Source organism: Sporolactobacillus sp. CQH2019 (genome assembly GCF_028765345.1).
Classification (GTDB): domain Bacteria; phylum Bacillota; class Bacilli; order Bacillales; family Sporolactobacillaceae; genus Sporolactobacillus.
In genome coordinates, this window is record NZ_JARAJZ010000013.1 from 38,466 (window position 1) to 57,878 (window position 19,413).

At 45.2% G+C, this 19,413-nt stretch carries 15 protein-coding genes; 4 read left to right on the forward strand and 11 right to left on the reverse strand.

Annotated features, from left to right (window positions below):
• Nucleotides 1–100 precede the first annotated feature (100 nt).
• Complete coding sequence (locus OYT88_RS16645) at nucleotides 101–745, reverse strand: HAD family hydrolase (protein ID WP_274401481.1); 645 nt, start codon at nucleotides 743–745, stop codon at nucleotides 101–103.
• Nucleotides 738–1,523, reverse strand: a complete 786-nt coding sequence (locus OYT88_RS16650) for a DeoR/GlpR family DNA-binding transcription regulator (protein ID WP_274401482.1) — start codon at nucleotides 1,521–1,523, stop codon at nucleotides 738–740. Before OYT88_RS16650 ends, OYT88_RS16645 begins: the two co-directional genes overlap by 8 nt.
• A 139-nt stretch (nucleotides 1,524–1,662) precedes the next feature.
• Here OYT88_RS16650 and OYT88_RS20990 point away from each other — a divergent pair, with 139 nt between their 5' ends.
• Nucleotides 1,663–1,767, forward strand: a complete 105-nt coding sequence (locus OYT88_RS20990; RefSeq protein WP_443029685.1) for an NUDIX hydrolase N-terminal domain-containing protein — start codon at nucleotides 1,663–1,665, stop codon at nucleotides 1,765–1,767.
• Between the two features lie 278 nt (nucleotides 1,768–2,045).
• Here the strand turns inward: OYT88_RS20990 and OYT88_RS16655 are convergent, their stop codons facing one another.
• Entirely contained in the window at nucleotides 2,046–4,706 is a 2,661-nt protein-coding gene (locus OYT88_RS16655; protein WP_274401483.1) for a YhgE/Pip domain-containing protein, read from the reverse strand.
• A 102-nt stretch (nucleotides 4,707–4,808) separates the two neighbouring features.
• Complete coding sequence (locus tag OYT88_RS16660) at nucleotides 4,809–5,390, reverse strand: TetR/AcrR family transcriptional regulator (protein WP_274401484.1); 582 nt, start codon at nucleotides 5,388–5,390, stop codon at nucleotides 4,809–4,811.
• Nucleotides 5,391–5,791: 401 nt separating this feature from the next.
• On the opposite strand from OYT88_RS16660, the gene OYT88_RS16665 reads away from it, so the two are divergent.
• On the forward strand, nucleotides 5,792–6,154 hold the full coding sequence (locus tag OYT88_RS16665; protein ID WP_274401485.1) for an ArsR/SmtB family transcription factor: 363 nt from the start codon (nucleotides 5,792–5,794) through the stop codon (nucleotides 6,152–6,154).
• Nucleotides 6,117–8,036 (forward strand): heavy metal translocating P-type ATPase, encoded by a 1,920-nt coding sequence (locus OYT88_RS16670; protein ID WP_274401486.1) that lies wholly within the window; start codon nucleotides 6,117–6,119, stop codon nucleotides 8,034–8,036. Before OYT88_RS16665 ends, OYT88_RS16670 begins: the two co-directional genes overlap by 38 nt.
• Nucleotides 8,037–8,717: 681 nt before the next feature.
• On the opposite strand, the gene OYT88_RS16675 is transcribed toward OYT88_RS16670, so the two are convergent.
• From OYT88_RS16675 to OYT88_RS16700, 6 genes are all read right to left on the reverse strand, one after another.
• Nucleotides 8,718–9,362 (reverse strand): hypothetical protein, encoded by a 645-nt coding sequence (locus tag OYT88_RS16675; RefSeq protein WP_274401487.1) that lies wholly within the window; start codon nucleotides 9,360–9,362, stop codon nucleotides 8,718–8,720.
• A gap of 410 nt (nucleotides 9,363–9,772) precedes the next feature.
• Complete coding sequence (locus tag OYT88_RS16680) at nucleotides 9,773–11,425, reverse strand: AMP-binding protein (RefSeq protein WP_274401488.1); 1,653 nt, start codon at nucleotides 11,423–11,425, stop codon at nucleotides 9,773–9,775.
• Nucleotides 11,426–12,107: 682 nt separating this feature from the next.
• The gene (locus OYT88_RS16685; RefSeq protein ID WP_274401489.1) at nucleotides 12,108–13,004 is read right to left on the reverse strand and encodes a hypothetical protein; all 897 of its coding nucleotides are present in this window, start codon (nucleotides 13,002–13,004) and stop codon (nucleotides 12,108–12,110) included.
• Nucleotides 12,928–13,575 carry a hypothetical protein gene (locus OYT88_RS16690; RefSeq protein ID WP_274401490.1) on the reverse strand — a complete coding sequence of 216 codons (648 nt, stop codon included), beginning with the start codon at nucleotides 13,573–13,575 and terminating at the stop codon, nucleotides 12,928–12,930. Before OYT88_RS16690 ends, OYT88_RS16685 begins: the two co-directional genes overlap by 77 nt.
• Nucleotides 13,576–13,901: 326 nt before the next feature.
• On the reverse strand, nucleotides 13,902–14,243 hold the full coding sequence (locus OYT88_RS16695) for a hypothetical protein (RefSeq protein ID WP_274401491.1): 342 nt from the start codon (nucleotides 14,241–14,243) through the stop codon (nucleotides 13,902–13,904).
• A gap of 571 nt (nucleotides 14,244–14,814) precedes the next feature.
• The gene (locus OYT88_RS16700; RefSeq protein WP_274401492.1) at nucleotides 14,815–15,396 is read right to left on the reverse strand and encodes a TetR/AcrR family transcriptional regulator; all 582 of its coding nucleotides are present in this window, start codon (nucleotides 15,394–15,396) and stop codon (nucleotides 14,815–14,817) included.
• 269 nt (nucleotides 15,397–15,665) lie between these two features.
• On the opposite strand from OYT88_RS16700, the gene OYT88_RS16705 reads away from it, so the two are divergent.
• Nucleotides 15,666–17,561: a YhgE/Pip family protein gene (locus OYT88_RS16705; protein ID WP_274401493.1), complete on the forward strand. Its 1,896-nt coding sequence runs from the start codon at nucleotides 15,666–15,668 to the stop codon at nucleotides 17,559–17,561.
• Between the two features lie 1,227 nt (nucleotides 17,562–18,788).
• On the opposite strand, the gene OYT88_RS16715 is transcribed toward OYT88_RS16705, so the two are convergent.
• Nucleotides 18,789–19,361, reverse strand: coding sequence for a DMT family transporter (locus OYT88_RS16715; protein WP_274401494.1), 573 nt, complete (start codon nucleotides 19,359–19,361; stop codon nucleotides 18,789–18,791).
• Nucleotides 19,362–19,413 lie beyond the last annotated feature (52 nt).

Genomic DNA, 19,413 nt, shown 5'->3' on the forward strand with positions numbered 1-19,413 from the left:
CTCGCATTAGCACCAAAACTTCATTTATCGGCTGAAAAGCGATGTAAAAGTTGTTCAATAAAAAGAGCAGAAATAATATCTCTCTGCCCTTTTTACTGATCTAATTTTGACTGTTAATTTCAATAAAGTGTATCAGACTTCCCGGTGTCTCTAAGATAACTTTTGCTTTTGCCAGCTGATTATTTTCCTTTGCTCCCCATTTCGCAAGAGCAAAAAGCACTTGGCTGCCATAAGCACTTTGCATATCATAGATAGAGTCACCAATATAAATTGCTTCTTCCGGCCGGGCATTCAAAACCTCCAATGCCTTCTGAATAGGTTCCGGACTAGGTTTATGCTTTGTCGTGTCGGAAGCTGTTATGATGCTATCAAAAAATGGAGTGATGCCAAACCGATCGATTTCGTCTTTCATTTCTTGAGTTGTTCGGGATGTAACAATTCCCAGTTTTAAATCCATTTTACTTAATTGTGAAAACAATTGACGTATACCCATAAAAGGCTTTTCTCGACCGGCCAATTTTATCACATTTTGATTCCATTTTTCTAACAGTTGTTTTTGCCTGGCCGTCGAATTGATCAATCTTTCTAAAGCTGCATCACCAGGAATTCCTAATACAAATTCCAGTTCTTTATCAGATATGGTCAGTCCCAATTCTTCCTTTAAGGTTTTCTGCAATGACTCGATCACGACATATTCGGTATCAATCAACGTTCCATCCACGTCAAATAAGAGCGTATTAATCATGCTCTCCCTCCTCCGTATAGACAACAGTGACTCTTGATTGGTTAAGTAAGCTGACTAAGCCATCAGGTAATTGTTTGTTGGTTACAAGGATATCTATATCACTCAATTCGTATCCTCTGAACTTGTGAGTCTGATTGATTTTTGAAGCATCAATTAATAATACAAGGATTTCCGTCTGCAATCTTATTTTCTTCTTCATATCAATATCTTCTTCAAAAGCATAGTAAACACCGTCTGAATCAATGCCTACAGCACTTAAAAAGGCCATGCCGAATTTATAGTCATCTAATTCCGAAAGCGGCCTGGTACCAATTACGCACCTTTTTTCTCTATCTATATTGCCTCCCAGAATACGTACCGTGCATTCTGTATCCCTAAGAAGCTGATCAGCTATATCAATTGAATTCGTTGCTGCAAACAACTCGCTGCCTGCCTGCATCGTTTTCAGGTAATGAGGAATAAAACTAACAGTCGTCGATACATCAAGGTAAATTGAGCCAACATCTTGAATCAGTTTGCCGGCTGCAGCAGCCAGTTGTTGTTTTTCCTTATTTAATTCAGAGCTTCTTTCTAAATAATTATCAATTTTCCTGAACGAATTAGGCAGGGTAATCCCGCCATACGTCCGTTTCACCAGATCATTCTCAAACAATTTTACGATATCTCTGCGGGCAGTATCCCTTGAAACACCCGTTAGAGCAATGATCTCCTTTAAACTTAAAGCCTTTTCCAATTCAAGCTTTGACAGGATTAACGCCAATCGTTTTTTTTGAATCATTTGAATCACCCCGTTCGAATAGGCCATTTTAAGCTATAACTAAATTATAACTTAGAATGGCTTAAAACGGTTAATTTGAATTCTTATGAAAATACCGGAAAAGATCTGATCACTTTGGCAATTAATTAAGTATCGACGACTGCCCGCACTCGCAGAGGCTGGTTTATACGATGGAAGAGATCCTTTTGATAAAGAACGATACGAAGAATTAAAAGCAAATTCGATAAAATTAACAGGCAAATGAAAATTACGATCAGCTCAAGAATATTGTTGATTGTAATGAAGGACACCCATCGCCTGAAATCAATGGTAGAGCATACATTCGGATAGAGAACAAAATATTATTGTTAGGAGATGCCGAAACAAAAGAATGGTCATAATCTGGAGGATATGCAGAAGTAGGTCTGACACCCAGAGAATATTATGGTCAAGCACTGAGCCGTGCCGCAGAAAAAAACAGACCGCTTCTCTTTTACGTAAAAGAGAAGCGGTCTGCGGTCTCACAGCGATGCCCTTTACTTTTTACATATTGTCTTCCATATCCGGCTCCGAAGAGACATATGCCGCTTTGCTATGAACACGATCAAAGCGGAATTTGATCGAAAAGGTGATAATGCTCAAGGTCAGGAAAATCAATATGAACACAAGCAGGGCAAGTGAATTTCCTACGAGCATCTGATGCTGGTTCCCGTCGATCAGGTTTCGGAAACCGTTGACCCCATATGTCATCGGCAAAAACGGAGAAATATGCTGAAGCCACTTCGGAATCAGCTCGATTGCATAGGCTCCTCCGCTGGTAACCAGCTGAAAGAGCAGAATGACTATGGCTATGAAACGGCCTTCATTATTAAAGGAACCGGCCAGCCACTGAATGATCGCCATGAAACTCATGCTTGTCAGTATCGTGAACCCGATAAACGTCAGTGGATGGTTAACTTGCAGGTCGAGGCCTTTCAATACGGCCAGGTCGACAAGCAATGCCTGACCGACCGACATCAGAATGGTAATAAAATACTTGCTCAATGCAATGTTCCATCCGGCGGTTGCCAAACCGGCGGGCTTGCCAAGATCATAGATAATAGTCAGCAGCAATGCACCGACGAACAGGCCGATGCAGATGAAATAGGGTGTGAAGCCTGATCCGAAGGTACTGACCGATTGATACGACGCATCAATCGACGTCACCGGCTGAGAAAACTTTGTCGCATGGGCATCATTGGTCGGCGTATCCGCCAGCTGGCTGTGCGCATCAGCGAGATTACCCGCCAGTTTCGCATTCCCGTTATATATTTTCTGCGCTCCTCCGGTTATCTGGTTCGTTGCGGAAGCCAGTTTTTGCTGGCCGGATGCAGCACTGTTCAGCCCGGAAGCCAAGGTGTTTGCACCGCTGCTCAGCGCACCGGCACCATTGCTGAGCTTATTGGCGCCGCCGACAAGCTGCTGCGATCCATTAGAAAGTGACGAAGCACCGCCGGCCAAGGAAGAAGCGCCGCTTGTCACCGCGGATGCGCCATTATTCAGAGCCGCTGAGTTTCCGTTCAGTGTGTTCAGTCCGCCGGACAGCTGTCCCGCTCCATTTAATAGTTGGCTGACGCTTGAAGCGATCAGCGGAACACCATTGTTTCCCGCAAGCTGCGACGTCCCATCAGCCAGCTGCTGCGAAGCCTGATTCAGAGTCAGACCCGTTGTCTGATCCTTTTGCGTAAAGCTGGAAGCAATACCATCTTTAATCTGTGAAGCAGTTGAAGATGCTGTGGTCCTGATTGTATCTTCAGCAGATTGCTGCAATGATGGTTGCAAAGCAGCCGCAATTGCAGAGCTATCATTCTTAACGTTGCCGCTGATCGATTCTGTAGCACTCTGAGCAATAGCATTGGCCAGAGCAGGTAATTGCTTAGCCATTGCCTGGTCGGCATACGGTTTTGCCTGCGCATCTGTCATACCTGGATTTTCTTTTTCAACCATTGCAATGAACAAAGGTTCCAAAGAAGTCTTAACATCTGAATTTTCCTGAATGCCTGCGCTGACGGCAGATTGCGTTCCAGAAGAACTAATGGACTGACCGATTGAACCTGTAACTTCCGTTGCAAGATCGGAAGCAGATTTTTTACTTTGACCGGAAAGGCCCTGAGAAATAGCTGAATTGACTGCACTCTGACCAATCGCCGCCGGATCAATCGAACTATTGATCTGTCCCGGCAGGCCTTGAATAATGGAATTAAATTCTTGCATGCCGCTGTTCAGCTGACTGACCTGACCGACTAGATTCTGGCTCTGAATACCGCCGTTGAGCTGGTTCAGGCCGTTCGAAAGCTGATTGGCTCCGGGAAGCAGCTGGCCGCCGACGGCTCCGGTATACTGGCCGATCCCCTGCCTGAGCTGGCCGGCACCGCTGTTCAGGGTAGTTGCGCCGCTGGCCAGTTTTCCGGCACCGCTGCTGACTGCCGATGCTCCGCCGGCAAGCTGAGCTGCTCCAGTATTGAGCTGAGAAGCACCGCTGGCCAGACTGGCGGCGCCGTTCTGCAGTTCAGCTGTTCCGGACATCAGCGTTTGATAGCCGCTTTTCAACTGATTCAGTCCCTCGACTTCCGCCTTGCCGCCGCCGGCAAGGTCGTTCGAACCCTTGGCAGCAGTACCCAGACCTTTCGTCAGCTGATCAATCTGTGTATACATTGATTTTGCGTAGGTTTTCGTGATTTCATTGGCGATGCTTGTTTTCAATTTTTGAACGCCGGCATCCGCCATTTTCCCGGAAATAAAGTTGTAATCGCGGTTGATTCGATAATAGATGTTCGCAGGCTTCAATTGGCTATCACTCAGTGTCGTAGCGTTTTTTGAGAATGAAGCTGGAATACGAACGATCATAAAATAATGATTATTTTTAAAACCGTCCTGGGCAGCTTTTTCGCTGACAAACTGCCATTTAAAATCATGGTTCTTCTTCAGATTAGTCACCAGGTCATGGCCCGCCTGAATCTGTTTGCCGGCAATTTTTGCTCCATTGTCCTGATTGACGACCGCCACCGGTAGATTGCCCGTTTTGCCAAAGGCATTCCAGAAGCCATAAAGAAACATTCCCGCATAAAGAAGCGGAACACACATCACGGCGACCATCACGACAATATTGTGTGGCTTCGAGACAATCGTCTTCAATTCCGCCCAAATTAACTGAATGACATTCATCAATGTATGCACCCTTTCAGATTGAAAACGAGATAAGGACCCGATTCATGGATTGTTCTAAATGACCATTTCGTTCATTTAGTCAGTCAAGAGTAAAAAAAACTAACCCGCTATTTTTTTCAGCCCTCTGACCAGATAAAGTTCAAGCAGATCAGCAATTTCCCTGCTGGTCAGCGGCTCATGGCGCTGCTCCCAGTCAAACACCAGCGTAATGTAGAGTTTCAGGATCACAAAGGCCGTTACTGTCGGATCGCACGGTTTAATGTCTCCCTTTCTCTCGGCATCCTTGATAATTTCCACCAGAAAGTCGAGAATCGCGTCTTCCACATTACCCAATGCCCGTCTGGCCTGGGCCGTGCCGATTTCCTTGATCTCCTGGGTCAGTTTGATCGAGAGCTGATGTTCTTTTCGAAACTCCAGTACCCGGAACAAGGCACGATGAAGATTATCAAAGAAAGCATCATCCGGCCGGATCGCGTTCGTTGCCACTTTTCTAATCTTCTCGATGAACTGATTCATGATTTCATAGAACAATTCCTCCTTATTCTTGTAAAAAGTGTAAATAGTTCCCTTGCCGACGCCTGCTACCCGGGCAACAAGATCCATCGTCGTTGCCTTGTATCCGAACGCCGCAAAGGTTTTTTCCGCAGCTCGGGTAATACTCTCTTTTCGATCTGCAGTCATCATGTTATCACCGGTTTCTGACCGAATGAACATTTCGGTCATTTAGTTTCATTTAAGATGCTACCACATTGCATACTTTCATGCAAGAAAATTATTTCCCCTGTAATTTTTCCATGTGCCCATCTACAAACACTGTTGTCAGCGCACTTCAACTTTTAGCGATACCACTCTGTCTGCAGGTACAGGAATGAATGTTAGGAGTATTTTGAAATTCTATAAACATTTTCAGCTTTTCATCACTATTTAATATTGGGAAGTGCTGAAACATGAAAATCGACAATCCGGGAAAAATACCTGCCTTTAATCTTGTAATCGGCCGGAAATTTAAAATATCAGGTCACGCCGATCGATCAAAAAGGACAGTTCGTCACTTTGACAGATTGCCGGATTAATGTTAGTATATGCGCATGGATGAAGATAAGAATATTAGAATATATGATGAAAACAATTTCTATGTTGATCTGGCTGTGAACATTTTTTCTGTACTTGCTGATGCAACGCGTATCCGCATCATTCTAATTTTAAAGGAAGAGGGAGAAATCTCTGTTGGCGAAATTGCCGAAAGATTAAGCAAATCCCAGACTGCAATTTCACAGCATTTAGCGAAGATGCGTCTGAGTAAACTTGTGCGCACACGCCGTGAAGGAACAACTATCTATTACAGCTTGATGAACGAGCACGCGTACAATCTCGTCGCTCAAGCCATTTTTCAGGGGGAGCATATCAATGACAAAAAGCCAACACACCATATTAACGACAACTGATGTTGATACTTTAAATAGTCCAAGCATCTGGTCACGCATCAATCGCCGAGATCTTGCACGAGCTTTAATTACAGCATTTTTAGCAGTAGTTGTGGTCGTAACCGAGGCATTGGCTCCCTACCAGATATGGGTTATTGTCGGAATCACTGCCGTAGGGCTTCTTTTCGGCTGCTGGCCAATCATCGTGGAATCTTGGCAGGACATTCGTCATAAAAAAATGAGTATGGATCTTTCAATGTTCATTGCCATTGCCGCTGCAGCTGTTATCGGACAATGGGTCACTTCACTCATCATCACTACCTTTGTCTTGGCAGCAGACATTCTTGAGGACTTATGCATGGACCAAGGAAGAAGTGCCCTTACTAATCTAATGACTTTTCTGCCTGATACCGTGCGAATCAAGAAAAGAACCGACGAATCCGAGAAGATTCAGGAAATTCCGCTTAGTGAGGTACAACTAAATCAGACTGTTATTATCTCACCTGGGGAACGGATACCCATTGACGGAACAGTTATAACCGGTTTTTCAAGTGTAGATCAGTCACGGATCACGGGAGAATCAATGCCAGTGGATGTGACTAAAGGTTCATATGTATATGCCGGATCAGTTAATGAGAATGGGGCGCTTGAGGTGCGCACGGAACGAGTCGGCGAGGATTCCTCATATGGTCAAATCATCGCCGCAGTGCGTCAGGCTCAATCAACCCAAGCGCCTGTTCAACGTTTAGCCGACAAATTTGCTGCCTTCCTAGTGTACACGGCTATCATCGGTGCCGTAATCACGTGGTTCGTTACTAAAAATCTGTACAGCGCCATTGATGTCATTATTGTTGCCGGCGCGTGCGGCGTTGCAGCCGGTACTCCACTGGCTATGCTTGCTTCAATTGCAAGAGCTGCCCGCAATGGCGCGTTTGTTAAAGGGGGGGCGTACATGGAAGCTCTTTCTCATATAGATACGATCATCTTCGATAAGACCGGTACGTTGACACGCGGTACTCCAAAGGTCGCTGCCTTGCAACCCGTTCCCGGCATCAGTGAAAGCGAACTGCTGGCAACTGCCGCCAGCGCTGAATGGCATTCCGAACACCCCCTTGGCAAAGCCATTGTAACGGCTGCCAATCAAAAAGGCGAAGTTCTCAGCCAGCCAGACTCATTCAAAAACGAGCCTGGGCAAGGGTTAACAACCCTAATTAATGGTCATACCGTAAAAATCGGCAGTTCAGCACATATTGGCGGCAAGTCCTTCATGGAGAATGAAGGAACGAAAAATCAACCAGAAGATGCTATCGCCAGCATTGTATATGTCTCCCTGGACGGTCAATTTATTGGTAAAATCCTCTTAGCAGATTCGGTACGTGACACAGCTGTCGAAAGCATTGCCGGACTTAAACACTTGGGCCTGCGTGTTATCATGCTTACTGGCGATAGAAAGACGACTGCCAAGGCAATTGCCGACGCGCTTCATATTGACGAGGTCCATGCTGAACTCATGCCCGAAGAAAAGCTGGCAGTGATCGATTCGGTGCGCCGGGCGGGTCATCATGTCGCCATGGTAGGCGACGGCGTCAATGATGCCCCCTCATTGGCGCATGCGGACGTCGGTATCGCTATGGGAAGTGGTACAGACATTGCCCGTGATTCCTCAAAAGTGGTTCTTGTCAGTTCGAAACTGACCGATGTACAAGCACTCATTGCTCTTGCTCATCGCTCGCGCCGCATCGTGAAGTTTAATTTTACAGGCACTCTGGCCGTAGACGTGATCGGGATGTTCCTTGCAGCCTTTGGGATCCTAACACCGATTATCGCAGCCGTTATCCATGTTGTCAGTGAGTCCATCTTTATTCTAAATTCTGCCAGGTTGATTCCAGGCAAAAGCAAGTGAACATTCACAACATGTCACCGTCACCGTGCGCTCTTGTTTTAAAGATAGTATAAGATCCGATAGATAATGTATCGCCCGGCTAATGACGGGCTTTGCTATGCAACAGGGAGCCCATTTCCTACAAACCAGTAAACATTGCCTGCCTACTTGCGAACTATAATGATTTCACAAGAACGAATACAGTGATACTGATTCCTGAAAGAGTCGGACAATTTATCAAGCGGCGGTTCAATCTAAATTTACCAAAGGTTCATAAGCCATCAGTGTTGCCGTTTTGTTTTTCTCTTAACAAGGGTATTTACCCATAGCGTAATTATCAATAAAAAGTTACAGAGATTTAACTCCCTTCCCCATTAAAGTGTCCCGAACATCAGGGACACAGCATACGAAAAAGAGCACCCCCCTAATGAGCACTCTTTATATCATTTTTTTCTTTAATTTCAATAGATTGATGGCAATGGTCACAGATCATAAATAATTGATGACTCACCGGTATTGGGATCAAAAATGCTGAGAACTCTCATCGGTTTGCCGCAGCAAACGATGCGGTCTTTTCGCATAGACAAATGAACCTTCTTTTTGGCAGATTTAACTCCTTCCGGGATCCATAAATAATTGTCATGCTTACATTTTAATATGATTCAACTCGATCAGTTCGGAGTGAGAAAGGGCTTTTCCCCATTATCTGGCCTCTTTTCTTAAAACATTGCTATTGCCGTCTTTGATTTTCTGAAGGTCATCTAAAAAGCGCCGATGTTTTTCGTTCACTATTCGGATCAAATTGCTGCCGCTGTTTTCTTCCTGCCGATCCGGGGCAAACAGTGTTTCGAAGTCATTGACATAATGAATGAAAAGTTTGTTCCTCATGTACTCAGGATCGTTTTCACCGTCGTCACAGCCGTGATCGGGATTGAAGTCGTCCGGGTTTCTTATGACATAGCTGATCAGGTTACCCGCGCTGTCGGTCAGGCGGACGAAAGGCGTGTATGTAAATTTGATTTCTTGAGTGACACAGTGGAGTTTGCTGCAGAAGGTCTCGATGACGGTGAGAAATGAATTGATCTCGTCGTCATAATCGGTCAGTTCCGCTTCAAAGTGCCAGAGATCGCCGATCAGGCAGCTATTTTCCCCGGTTGTATTTTCGAGCAGACAAGGGCCTTTTTCTTTTTTTAACAGATTGGAAAACGGTCGAAATTTGGGCTGCTTAAAACGTTTCAAATGAAATTTTGATGTATGGAAAGGCGTGTCATTGAAAATGGATTGAATGATGATTGTAAATTCAGGTTTAATTTGGACAGTTCCGACGAGATCCGTGTCTGATCGCATTACACGGTCCTTCCTTTCATAGAATGGTTTATAAAAATTATTAAGAAAGAAACAATAAAAAATCCGGGGTTTATATTATATGACAAAGATCTATTATCCTGATATGACGGAGGGCGGATTTTAGTCATTTTAAATCATAAATTTTTATATACAGGGAAGGAGCGGCTGAAGTTTTTTATGCAGGATGTTAGTCTATATGTTTTCTAGGGGTGTAAAAATAACCCGTTTCGAAATGAAACGGGTTTGGGGATTACGAAGCATCGTTATTCTGAAGGTTGGCCATATCTTTCAATCAAGGTTTCACAGTTTTGGTTGACTTCGATTGTCTGAGCCGGCTGCCGACCTTCACATGTTTTGAATACGGCATCTTTCGATCGGCTAATGGAATTCTTTTCGTTTGCCGGATGCAATCAGGCGAGATTCATACCACATCGTCTAATTTTCCTCGTCGTTGTTTTTTCAAATTCTTTTTCCAGAATTTCAAACACACGGATGTGTTTATAATCCGGCATTTTGTTGTTCACTTCATCAACAATTGATTTTACCATAGCTTGTATTTCTTCTTTTGCGGGCAGATGACCTATTATTTGGGTCATGCAGTCTAAATTAGGAAAAATTTTAGCCTTCACGCAGGTATCTCCATTGCGATCATTTCCGGGAAGAATAAGGGCTTCACCGATCGTCTCCTTTTCCAGAAGCCGCGCTTCTAATTCCTCCGGATAAATGTTGTTGCCGTTAGCTGTTACGATCACATTCTTCATGCGCCCTTTGATATACAAAGCCCCGTCCCTGTCAATGAATCCCAAATCACCTGTCCGGAAATAACCGTTGCGGAAAGTGTCGGCCGTGGCATCCGGATCATTATAGTATCCAAGCATGATATTGTCTCCCTTGGCAAGAATTTCGCCGACACCGGCTCCATCGGGGCTGTCTATTATCAATTCGACGCCGGGAATAGCAACGCCGGCCGATTGGGCATTGAAATAAAAATCATTGTTTCCCGCCAGAAGAGGAGCAGATTCAGTGAGCCCATAGCCTTGCAAAGCCCGGATGCCAAGCGCCAGAAAATCCTCTACCACAGCAGGGGAGAGATCGGCTCCACCGACAATGCACGTATGAATTTTGCCCCCGAGCGATTTCTTCACTTTTCGGCGAATAATCATTCTTACAAACCCGGACAAATCTCGAAGCGCCTTTGAGATTGAAGATGTTTTGAATTTTGATTGGTACTTCGCCGGACCATTTTTTGAAATAGCCGCTTGAATCCGCTTGTCTAAAAGCTGAAGCAGTGCGGGAACGACGACGAGAACGGTTGGCCTGTATTCAAGAATGTTGCGGCGTATCGCATTCAGGCTGTCTGCGTAAGCAATGCAGGCTCCGCGCGATAAAATAAGCAAACAATCCAATGTGCATTCGTACGTATGACAAAGCGGCAGGATCGAAAGGGTTTTGTCGCGGGGCGTGATCTTCACGATCTGCGAGGTCGAAAAGATATTCGAACAAATATTCTTTTGAGAAAGGCATACACCTTTTGGCTTTCCGGCAGTGCCGGAAGTGAAAATCAGCACACTCATTTCATCCTCAGCAATCGGAACGGTGTCAATTCGTGTATCGTCCGCAGGCACGGGCCGTAAAGCATCCTGCAAAGACAAAAGCAATAATTCACTGCTGAGCAGCGGTTCTAATTGTTCAAGTATCTCTTTGTCCGCGCACACCGCCGTGCAGCCGGCACTGACAATAAAATGGCGCATATCTTCCGGCGACAGTTCGCGATCAATTGGAACGGCCACACCGACTGTAGCAGCGCAGGCATAGTGCAGCACCCATGCATAACTGTTCTTTCCGACAACTGCGATTCGCTTATCAAGCAGGCCCAGATCGAGAAAATGCGTGCCTAACGCTCTGTACTCCTCTTTAAATTGAGAATAAGTCACATAGCGGTAGTTCCCGCTCCCAATCTTTATCTGAAAAGCATGCTTTTTCCTGAATTTCTTTGCGCTCGCGTAAATCATTTCCCGAAAATCAGTATACCGTGTAGCCTTGTTCAACCGTTTTATTTTCAAATTAATGCTCCTCCGCCTGTTGGTCATTTATGGTCGTTCAGGAATTTTGCCTGAGACAATTATTCAGCCAGATACGGTAGCCGTCCTTGAGAAAAAGACCTGCGCCTGACTAAAAACTGACGCGGGCGTTGATGGATGAATCGCACAGTCCGCTTGCCCTTGATCACAGCAAACACGTTGGATTTTGAAGAAATCACAAACCCGCTCATTGTGATTTGTGCAGAATTCCTGCGATAAAAAAAGCATGGATGAATCATATAAATTTTCGCTTTTAATGTCTCTTCTAAGTACGTTGTTTTCCCCGGATAGTTTCAATATTTAATATGTTACTAAGATTATCGCGCACATACTGTGTTGAAAAATTCAGATAAAATGAGTTCAGTTACTCATGCTGAGGTGTGCATTGAATGATAAGAGAGGATGGTTACAGCGTGTCCATGGAGGTACCCCTTCCGGTTCACGCCGGTCCTCTCACGTTTCCAGATTGAAACGAAGAAATGCTGTTACCGGCAAAGAAGAGGATAGAATTCGTTCATGATGGCCGGATAATCATTCCGGATGGGGAAGTGCAACTAACCTTCAGCCGATCAAACGTCTTCCCAAGAATCCGGAGGCCACGATCATTACAACAGTCTGGTCAATTGCATCGAATGATCCGCATTTAGAGAAAGGGCCTCTTTGATTAGCCGGCTTCATTGAAAACAGTTTGAAGGACATTATAGAGATCCTGAACCTTACCGAGCTCTGTTTGAGCCGCATTAGAATGGTTGATCCCGCTCTGATTAAGGTTTCCAAGGGAAGCATACTCATCCTCAAGCTGAGAGAAAGCCTGACTGAAACCGGATGAAAAAGCGGCGGCAGAACTCGTGTCAAGATTCCCGAGCATCTGAAAAGCCCGATCCGGCGTACTAGGTTGATCTTCACCATAAACAAGATCGTTCAGCTGCGTGATCGCTTGATCAAGCGAGGCAGCATACCCTTTTTTCAGCATTGCCGCCGCCCCGGATGTCATCTCATTTTGGGCCAGATAATTTATGCCCGACTGACCAAGCGCTGCCGGGAAAGGGGCGGATAGAGACTGATCATTGTTTCCTATCGCCCGCAGGACTGAGTGAGACACATATAAATCCTTATAGGTAAAATCAGTTCCGGAAATATCCACTGTGGTCTGTGCCTGATTTAGGACAGCAGCGTTAAACTGAGCGGCAACTTCTCCGACGCTCTCTTGTGAGTAGTCAACGGAATTTGTCTGCTTATATTGTGCGTATAATTTATTCAATTCAAGCGTTAAATTAGCCATATCATCCTGAGTTTGCTGAAAGGTCGGGTTTTCAATGAGCTGTTCCGCTCTGAAGTCGAATCCTCCCCCTGCATTCGTCTGCGAAGGATCAAAAAATTGATATAAATCCGTCACATAAGACCCGATGCCCGCCTCCACTTCATTCTCAAACTTCTGCTCAGCAGCCGACTTTTCAGCATCACGAGCCTGATCCTGAGTTTGTTCATAGGCAGTCAGATTCGTGATGCCTGCTGCCGCCGCACGTTGGGATGATAGCCTGATCGGAATAAGTCTGCTCAATTTCTGTCTGCGTTTTATCATAGGCTACTACGGCTTCGGCCAGAAGATTCGGATTATCGTTGGTTAAATTCCAGTCCGTTGTTAGTGCATCATCAGCGCTGAGAATAGTTAAGTTTCCGGATGACGAAGGGGCAAACTGGCTGATGTTCAAACTGTCCGCAATCGGCGTCGCCAGGTTTGCCGATTGGGCGTCCTGTTCGCTGACAAGCTGCTTCGTCTCGTCAGCCATCGTCTCTCCGCCCGCCGGCACAACGGACTGATTATCGGTAATTTTCTGCGGATAGGCCTGCGGATCTAATCCCTTTTCCAATACGGAATGATAATCCGGCTGCCAGTCGTAGGGATTGACGAGCCTGACATACAAGACCTGTTTAACTCCCGCCTTGTTGTAAAGCTTAAGTTTTTCCTCCTCCGTATAGTCTTCCGGAGACCCGGGCATCAGCCAGATCGTTGACGTATCAACTTTAATGGATTGGGCCTTTTGATCTGCGGCCGGTGCCGATACGCTTCCTGACGCCTGTCCCTGCGGCCGGGTCACGGCAAGGAATGTTTGTAATGGACGAATTTCCATTCTTCTTCATCTCCATAAATTTATCGAAACGATTGCTGTGTTATAGGGGTCCGATAAGCCATGGCATGGGCATATACACGTGTACTATAAACGGCCTGCCCATTGACGCCGATCGTGACAGTGGCATGTTGAATATTAAAAACAGAACCTTTAGATCATCTTCAACACATGGAGTCTGCCAGTCAGACCAACTATTTTCCGAATCAGCCACACCGACCATTACAAGATACCTATCAGCGGGATCTAATGAACCGCTCCAAAACCATGAAGAAAAATTTCCGCCGGCAGCTGCGGCCTCATCATAGGCAACAGGCGTGATCGCGTCATCAGGTATAATCATAAAACTTAAATTTGATTCTGTTCTCAAGCTGTGGTCCAGCTCCCACAGAAAGGCCGTCCGGCTTAGGCCACTGAGGTGATAGGATTGTCCAATGACTGAATGTCGGCCGATTACTTCCATCAGCTGCTTCAATATTAAGAGTTGGGTAAATGGGAACAGACCAAACATCCGATAAATCTTCTACTTCAAAAGGAATAACAGACTGCCCCGGTTGCTGAAACTTAATTTGAAAAATGCACAGGATTATTATTTTCATCAACAAATTCAATAGTAATAAAAAAATTTTTGGTTCACCGGGAGCATCAAAAATATCAGAAAATATAGCCATTGAAACTCGGCTTGCTTCACCTGAGGATCATAAGAATAGTTCGTTCCATTATAAGGTGTAAGAAAATCAATGACTGAATTCGTTAGATGAATTTTATTTACTCCGCTGTCCTGCAACCGGCATGGATTCGGACTTTTTTTCTTCATTTCTTTTTCCGCTAGATGCTGGACAGCTTATATCAATTTACTTGCTTCCTCACTTTTTTAATCTATCTTTACTTGTATTATCGGATAAATTTAAAAATATTTAATTTTTTCCAAATACAAATGAATGTCACCAGGCCGAGGATGGGTATGGGTATCCCGTGAAATTAATTACATTCACACCATCATGATGATATCATACATCTTGGCTGCCCGGTTTCCAGTACTTTCTAGCCCAGTGTTTATGATTTATGAAATAAACAGAGGCACTTGCCCCTTCTATAAATAATCGAGCAGGAGTCAGCTAACGCTGCCGACTTCTCACGCCATCGTACCTGCGGTTCCCCGCATACGGCAGTTCCTTAATTGACGCGCAGACACTCATACTGTTTGCCCAGACTGTGATTTATTTTCAAGGGACTCCCTCTTTAGCTTCGTGCAATAACCGCTATGAGTTGCTGTGGGGTCAATGACCGGCTTTGCAGAAAGATTTGATACGCTTCTTCCGGCGGCAAAACCGTTTTTTGGTTCAACCAATAAATGATAATATCAATGATTCCCTGTATTACGATTTCCTTCGCAAAGCCGGCTGAGAAATTCACCGCCTTTCCATGAAAACTCGAGTCCGTCTGCAGCAGCACTTCGCCGATCAAGTGTTTCACCTTGCCGTCAATCGCTGCCGCATGTTCATTCAACAACAGTGCAGCCAAATCCCGCTGTCGATACAGATACCTGAACAACTGGTAAAACGCATTGTTGTTCTGATTTAATTCCCCCGCTTCGGCATCGGAAGCCGGCTTCGGATAACGCCGGAAAATCCCGCTAATATTGGCCACGATATCATCTTCGTAATGGGCTAAAAGATCATACTTGTCGACATAGTGCAGATAAAAGGTACCCCTGCTGATCCCTGCAGCCTTCGCAAGCTGCTGGACGTTAAGTTTGTCAAAGCCGTTTTCATGAACCAACTTAATAAAGGCTTTTTGAATTTTGATCTCCGTCTCTAACATCTTTGTGTTCGTTTCGATGGAGCTCGCCTCCAATTAACAGACCGTCAATTTCATAACCATTTAACAACAAATTTAAAAAAATTACAATGAACACTTCTGCTGATTTTGTGTAGCGGAAGAAAGCGGAACATACATGATAAATATCGAATAAAACCTGAAAAAGCACGTATTCAGCTTAACATTCGGGTCGAAATTGTGTATTGCCAGGTTTAGATCGAGCAGCTAATATCATCAATGAACAAAGTGTTAATTTGAAAGAAGGTAATCAAATGTTGGCGAGTGAATGGAAATACCTTGTCCGACACAAGGTGTTCGTTGTTCTGATTGCGATTGCCCTGATCCCTGCGATCTACTGCTTCATCTATCTTTCTTCAATGTGGGATACCTATGGCAAGATGGATCACCTCCCCGTGGCTATTGTGAATCATGACAAAGCGGTTACCTACCGCGGCAAGCGTATCAATATTGGCCACGATCTAACAGCCAGTTTGGTGAAGTCGGATATACTGAGTTTTCATCGCATCTCAGAAAAAGTTGCCGAGGAGCGGTTGAAGGCCGGGAAGTACTATATGATTCTGACGATTCCTGAGGATTTCTCAAAGAAAGCGGCCACGATCATGAGTGCAAGTCCTCAGAAGATGAATCTGTACTTCCGTTTCAATTCCGGTCAAAGCTTCGTCGTTTCCAAGATGACGGGCGGCGTCGCGACCGCAATCAAAGCAAAAGTATCGGCTCAAGTCACTAGACTTTATGCAACGACTGTACTCCATGCACTGAACAGTGCCGCTTCCGGTATGAAAAAAGCCGCTGCTGGTGGTCAGCAGCTCGCAAACGGGGCACAGCAATTGATCCATGGCGAGACTCAAATGGGCACGGGCATCAGCTCGATGAGCAGCGGCATCAATCAACTGATCAGCGGGAACAGCAAGCTTGTCACTGGCAACCAGACCATGAGCTCCGGCCTTGCCAAATTGACCAGCAACACAGCTGCACTCACCGGCGGCCTGCAACAAATTGAAGCCGGCCTGACGCAGCTCACACAGAAATCACCGCAATTAACCGCCGGAGCTGCGAAGCTTACACAACTGGCACAAGATATCAAAAAACAGCTCAGCTCGGGAACAAATAGTCCGGTACGAATTCAAGCTGAAACGTCGGCTCTCGTTAAAGGCCTGGCCGCCATTACCGCCGGCAGTGCTGCAAGTAGTGATGGTACCCGGACCTTACTGAACGGAGCACAGAAAGTGACGGCCGGTATGAACGTTTATGCCCAGGGAGTCGGCACCTTAGCAACTGCGAATCAGCGTATCGGCAGCGGACTCGCTGCTGTCCGACAAAATCTGCCCATGATCCAGGCCGGTGCCGGCAAATTAAATTCAGGTACTGCAAGCTTGCTCCAAGGCACGAACCAGTTGTTAAGCGGCAGTCAGACATTGGTTTCCAGTTTGAACACCGGCGTTGAAAAGCTTCAAGTGCTCCATACTCAAGAACGCAATGCTGCCGCCTTAGCCAATCCTGTCCGGGAAGTCACCAGTGATATTGCTAAGATCCCCAATAATGGAACCGGGATGGCTCCTTTTGCTATCGCAATCGGCCTGTACGTCGGCGGCATCGCGCTGGGCACAATGTATGAGGCTTTCCTGCCGCGCCGCAAACCACGCCGCGCCATTACCTGGTGGGCAAGCAAGGCCTCAATTGTCGGATCAGTCGGCTTGCTCCAAACGGCCCTGCTCTACTGGTCTTTAACCCAGGGCACTCACCTGCACGTTGCCGACCCCGCTGCCTTTTTCCTGATCCTGTTACTTGGTTCATGGCTGTTCTTGTCACTGATTTTCCTCCTGAGACTGCTGCTTGGGGGTTTTGGAACCTGGCTGGTCTCTATTGTTCTCGTGATCCAGCTGGCTGCCTCGGGCGGTCTTTACCCGACCTACTTACTCAACAGCTTTGCCAGATCGCTTAATATCTGGCTGCCGATGACCTATCTTATCGACGCCTTGCGCAGCCTCATCTCAACACATCAAGCCATTATCAGCGATGTCTGGATCATGATCGCTTTAGTAGTAGGATTTAACCTGGCGATGTTACTGCGTTTCCAACTTGGGCTGCATCGAAGTTTCATCGAGATCGAAGACGACCTGCAAAGTGAAGGATGCCGAGAATCATGATGTCATATGAGCATCGCGAGATCGGCTTTTCTGCCGGAATAGAAGATTAAAGTCGTCAGGAAATTAAACGATGCAAATCCGACAGGATGAGAAGTATGGGCACTTGATCGGAGACAAAGAGTGCACAGTTGATTCCATACAAAGATTGCTGATAACTAAACTGTCGTTGTCTGAAACATCAAGAGTCTGACAGGTGCTGTACAAAGCAGAAACAATTCGAAAAGAGAAACAGCTTAATAAAAAGGACATCGTTCTTTCCTATGGTTCCGCTTCGCTCAACCTTGCATTTCACATGAAAGAATCAGATGTTCCCTTTTTATTTGATCTAATTATACCGTTAGCTCATTATAAGTTCGTTTCTATGGTCGTACAGCAGGACAAAAGGCGATTAAACAACTCTCCTTTGAAGTGCCGACGATTGAACCGATAACAGAATTCATCCACGAAGGATGCCGGCGATAAAGGCCCGGGCATTGAAAATAATCGTGTGCAGCCAGTGCCGGTGATCCGGGTTTTTCTTCGATCAAACTTGATGCCTTTAACAGCAGACCCTTCACTTGCCAGAGATTAATACGAGCTGTATCTATCACTGTGGATGATCAGCCCCGGACTTCAGTGACGTATGGGTAAAATCTTTTAGCGCCCGACCACTGACATCCGGAATCAATTTCATTTTGACTTATTGGATTCCCGATAAATACAAATAAAGCTGTTTACTGATGATTGCTTAAACCCGTATTTTTTATAGCATTGTCATTCGCTGTTCAGAATCATAATCATAATTGTTGACTTATGGAGTCATTGCACTCTATAAATTTAATGGCAAAAATGTTCTTTCCTCACGATGGCTCAGGCTCTGATAAATATGGATTTTAGCTCTCAGTAAACAGCTTTACTGTCCAGTCAAGATCTTTTTCGTTACGCATCAGCCGGGACAATAGAGTCTATTTCGAATCGGTACAAACCATGCTACCGTCAGCAGGACTCGTGTTCTTTTTTCTTAAATTCTCTATGATCTATGGATTAAATTCACTAGAAAATCAAAAAAGCCTATTAGTTCCTATATACGTGACAATTCCAAATCAGTATTTCTTCTTGAAACAACATCAGGGAATGTATGCACATGAAGATCAATAACTCCATGTAAAATTGCTTATCCTAAGCTCATTACCGTACCCCTTCTAAACATAATAAATTATAATGAATGATTACATATTGTTTAAGATATCAGTTCATTTCATCATTAACAGACTTTTGAACAAATTTTTTATTGGTTAAGTAGACGCCGAAAATGACCACTATCCCGCCGATAATTTGAAAAAGATTAATACCATTCCCTAATAAAATACTGATGATTGCGGTAAAAACCGTAATCAGATTCAGAAAGATGCCTGCGTGGCCTGATCCCACTACGGGTACGCCAATATTCCAGAATAACAGCGAACCCACAGAAGGGAAAAGTGCCAGATAAAGAATTCCAAATGTTGTTGCAGGGGTAAAGGACCAGTTGAAATTTGAATAAATGAAAAATGGCAGCATCAGCAGCAAACTGAGGGCCACGGTAACAGCAGTTGCCCCGATCGGGGGTAAACCTTTGATTCTATTGCTGAGCAGTGTATAAAAGGTCCATGAAATGATCACCATAAGCATGAAGAGATCCCCGGCATTGTAATCAATCGCAAACACACGAAAAAGATCTCCATGGGTAAGAACCAGCAGCACACCGATCAACGATATAATCAATCCCAGAATTGTTGCCGTGTGTGGCCGTTCCCTTGCGTCAGCTTTCCAAGTCCACAATGGCCACACCTATGATTTGATTGTTCATGTTATAAGACCAAAAGCTGTGATT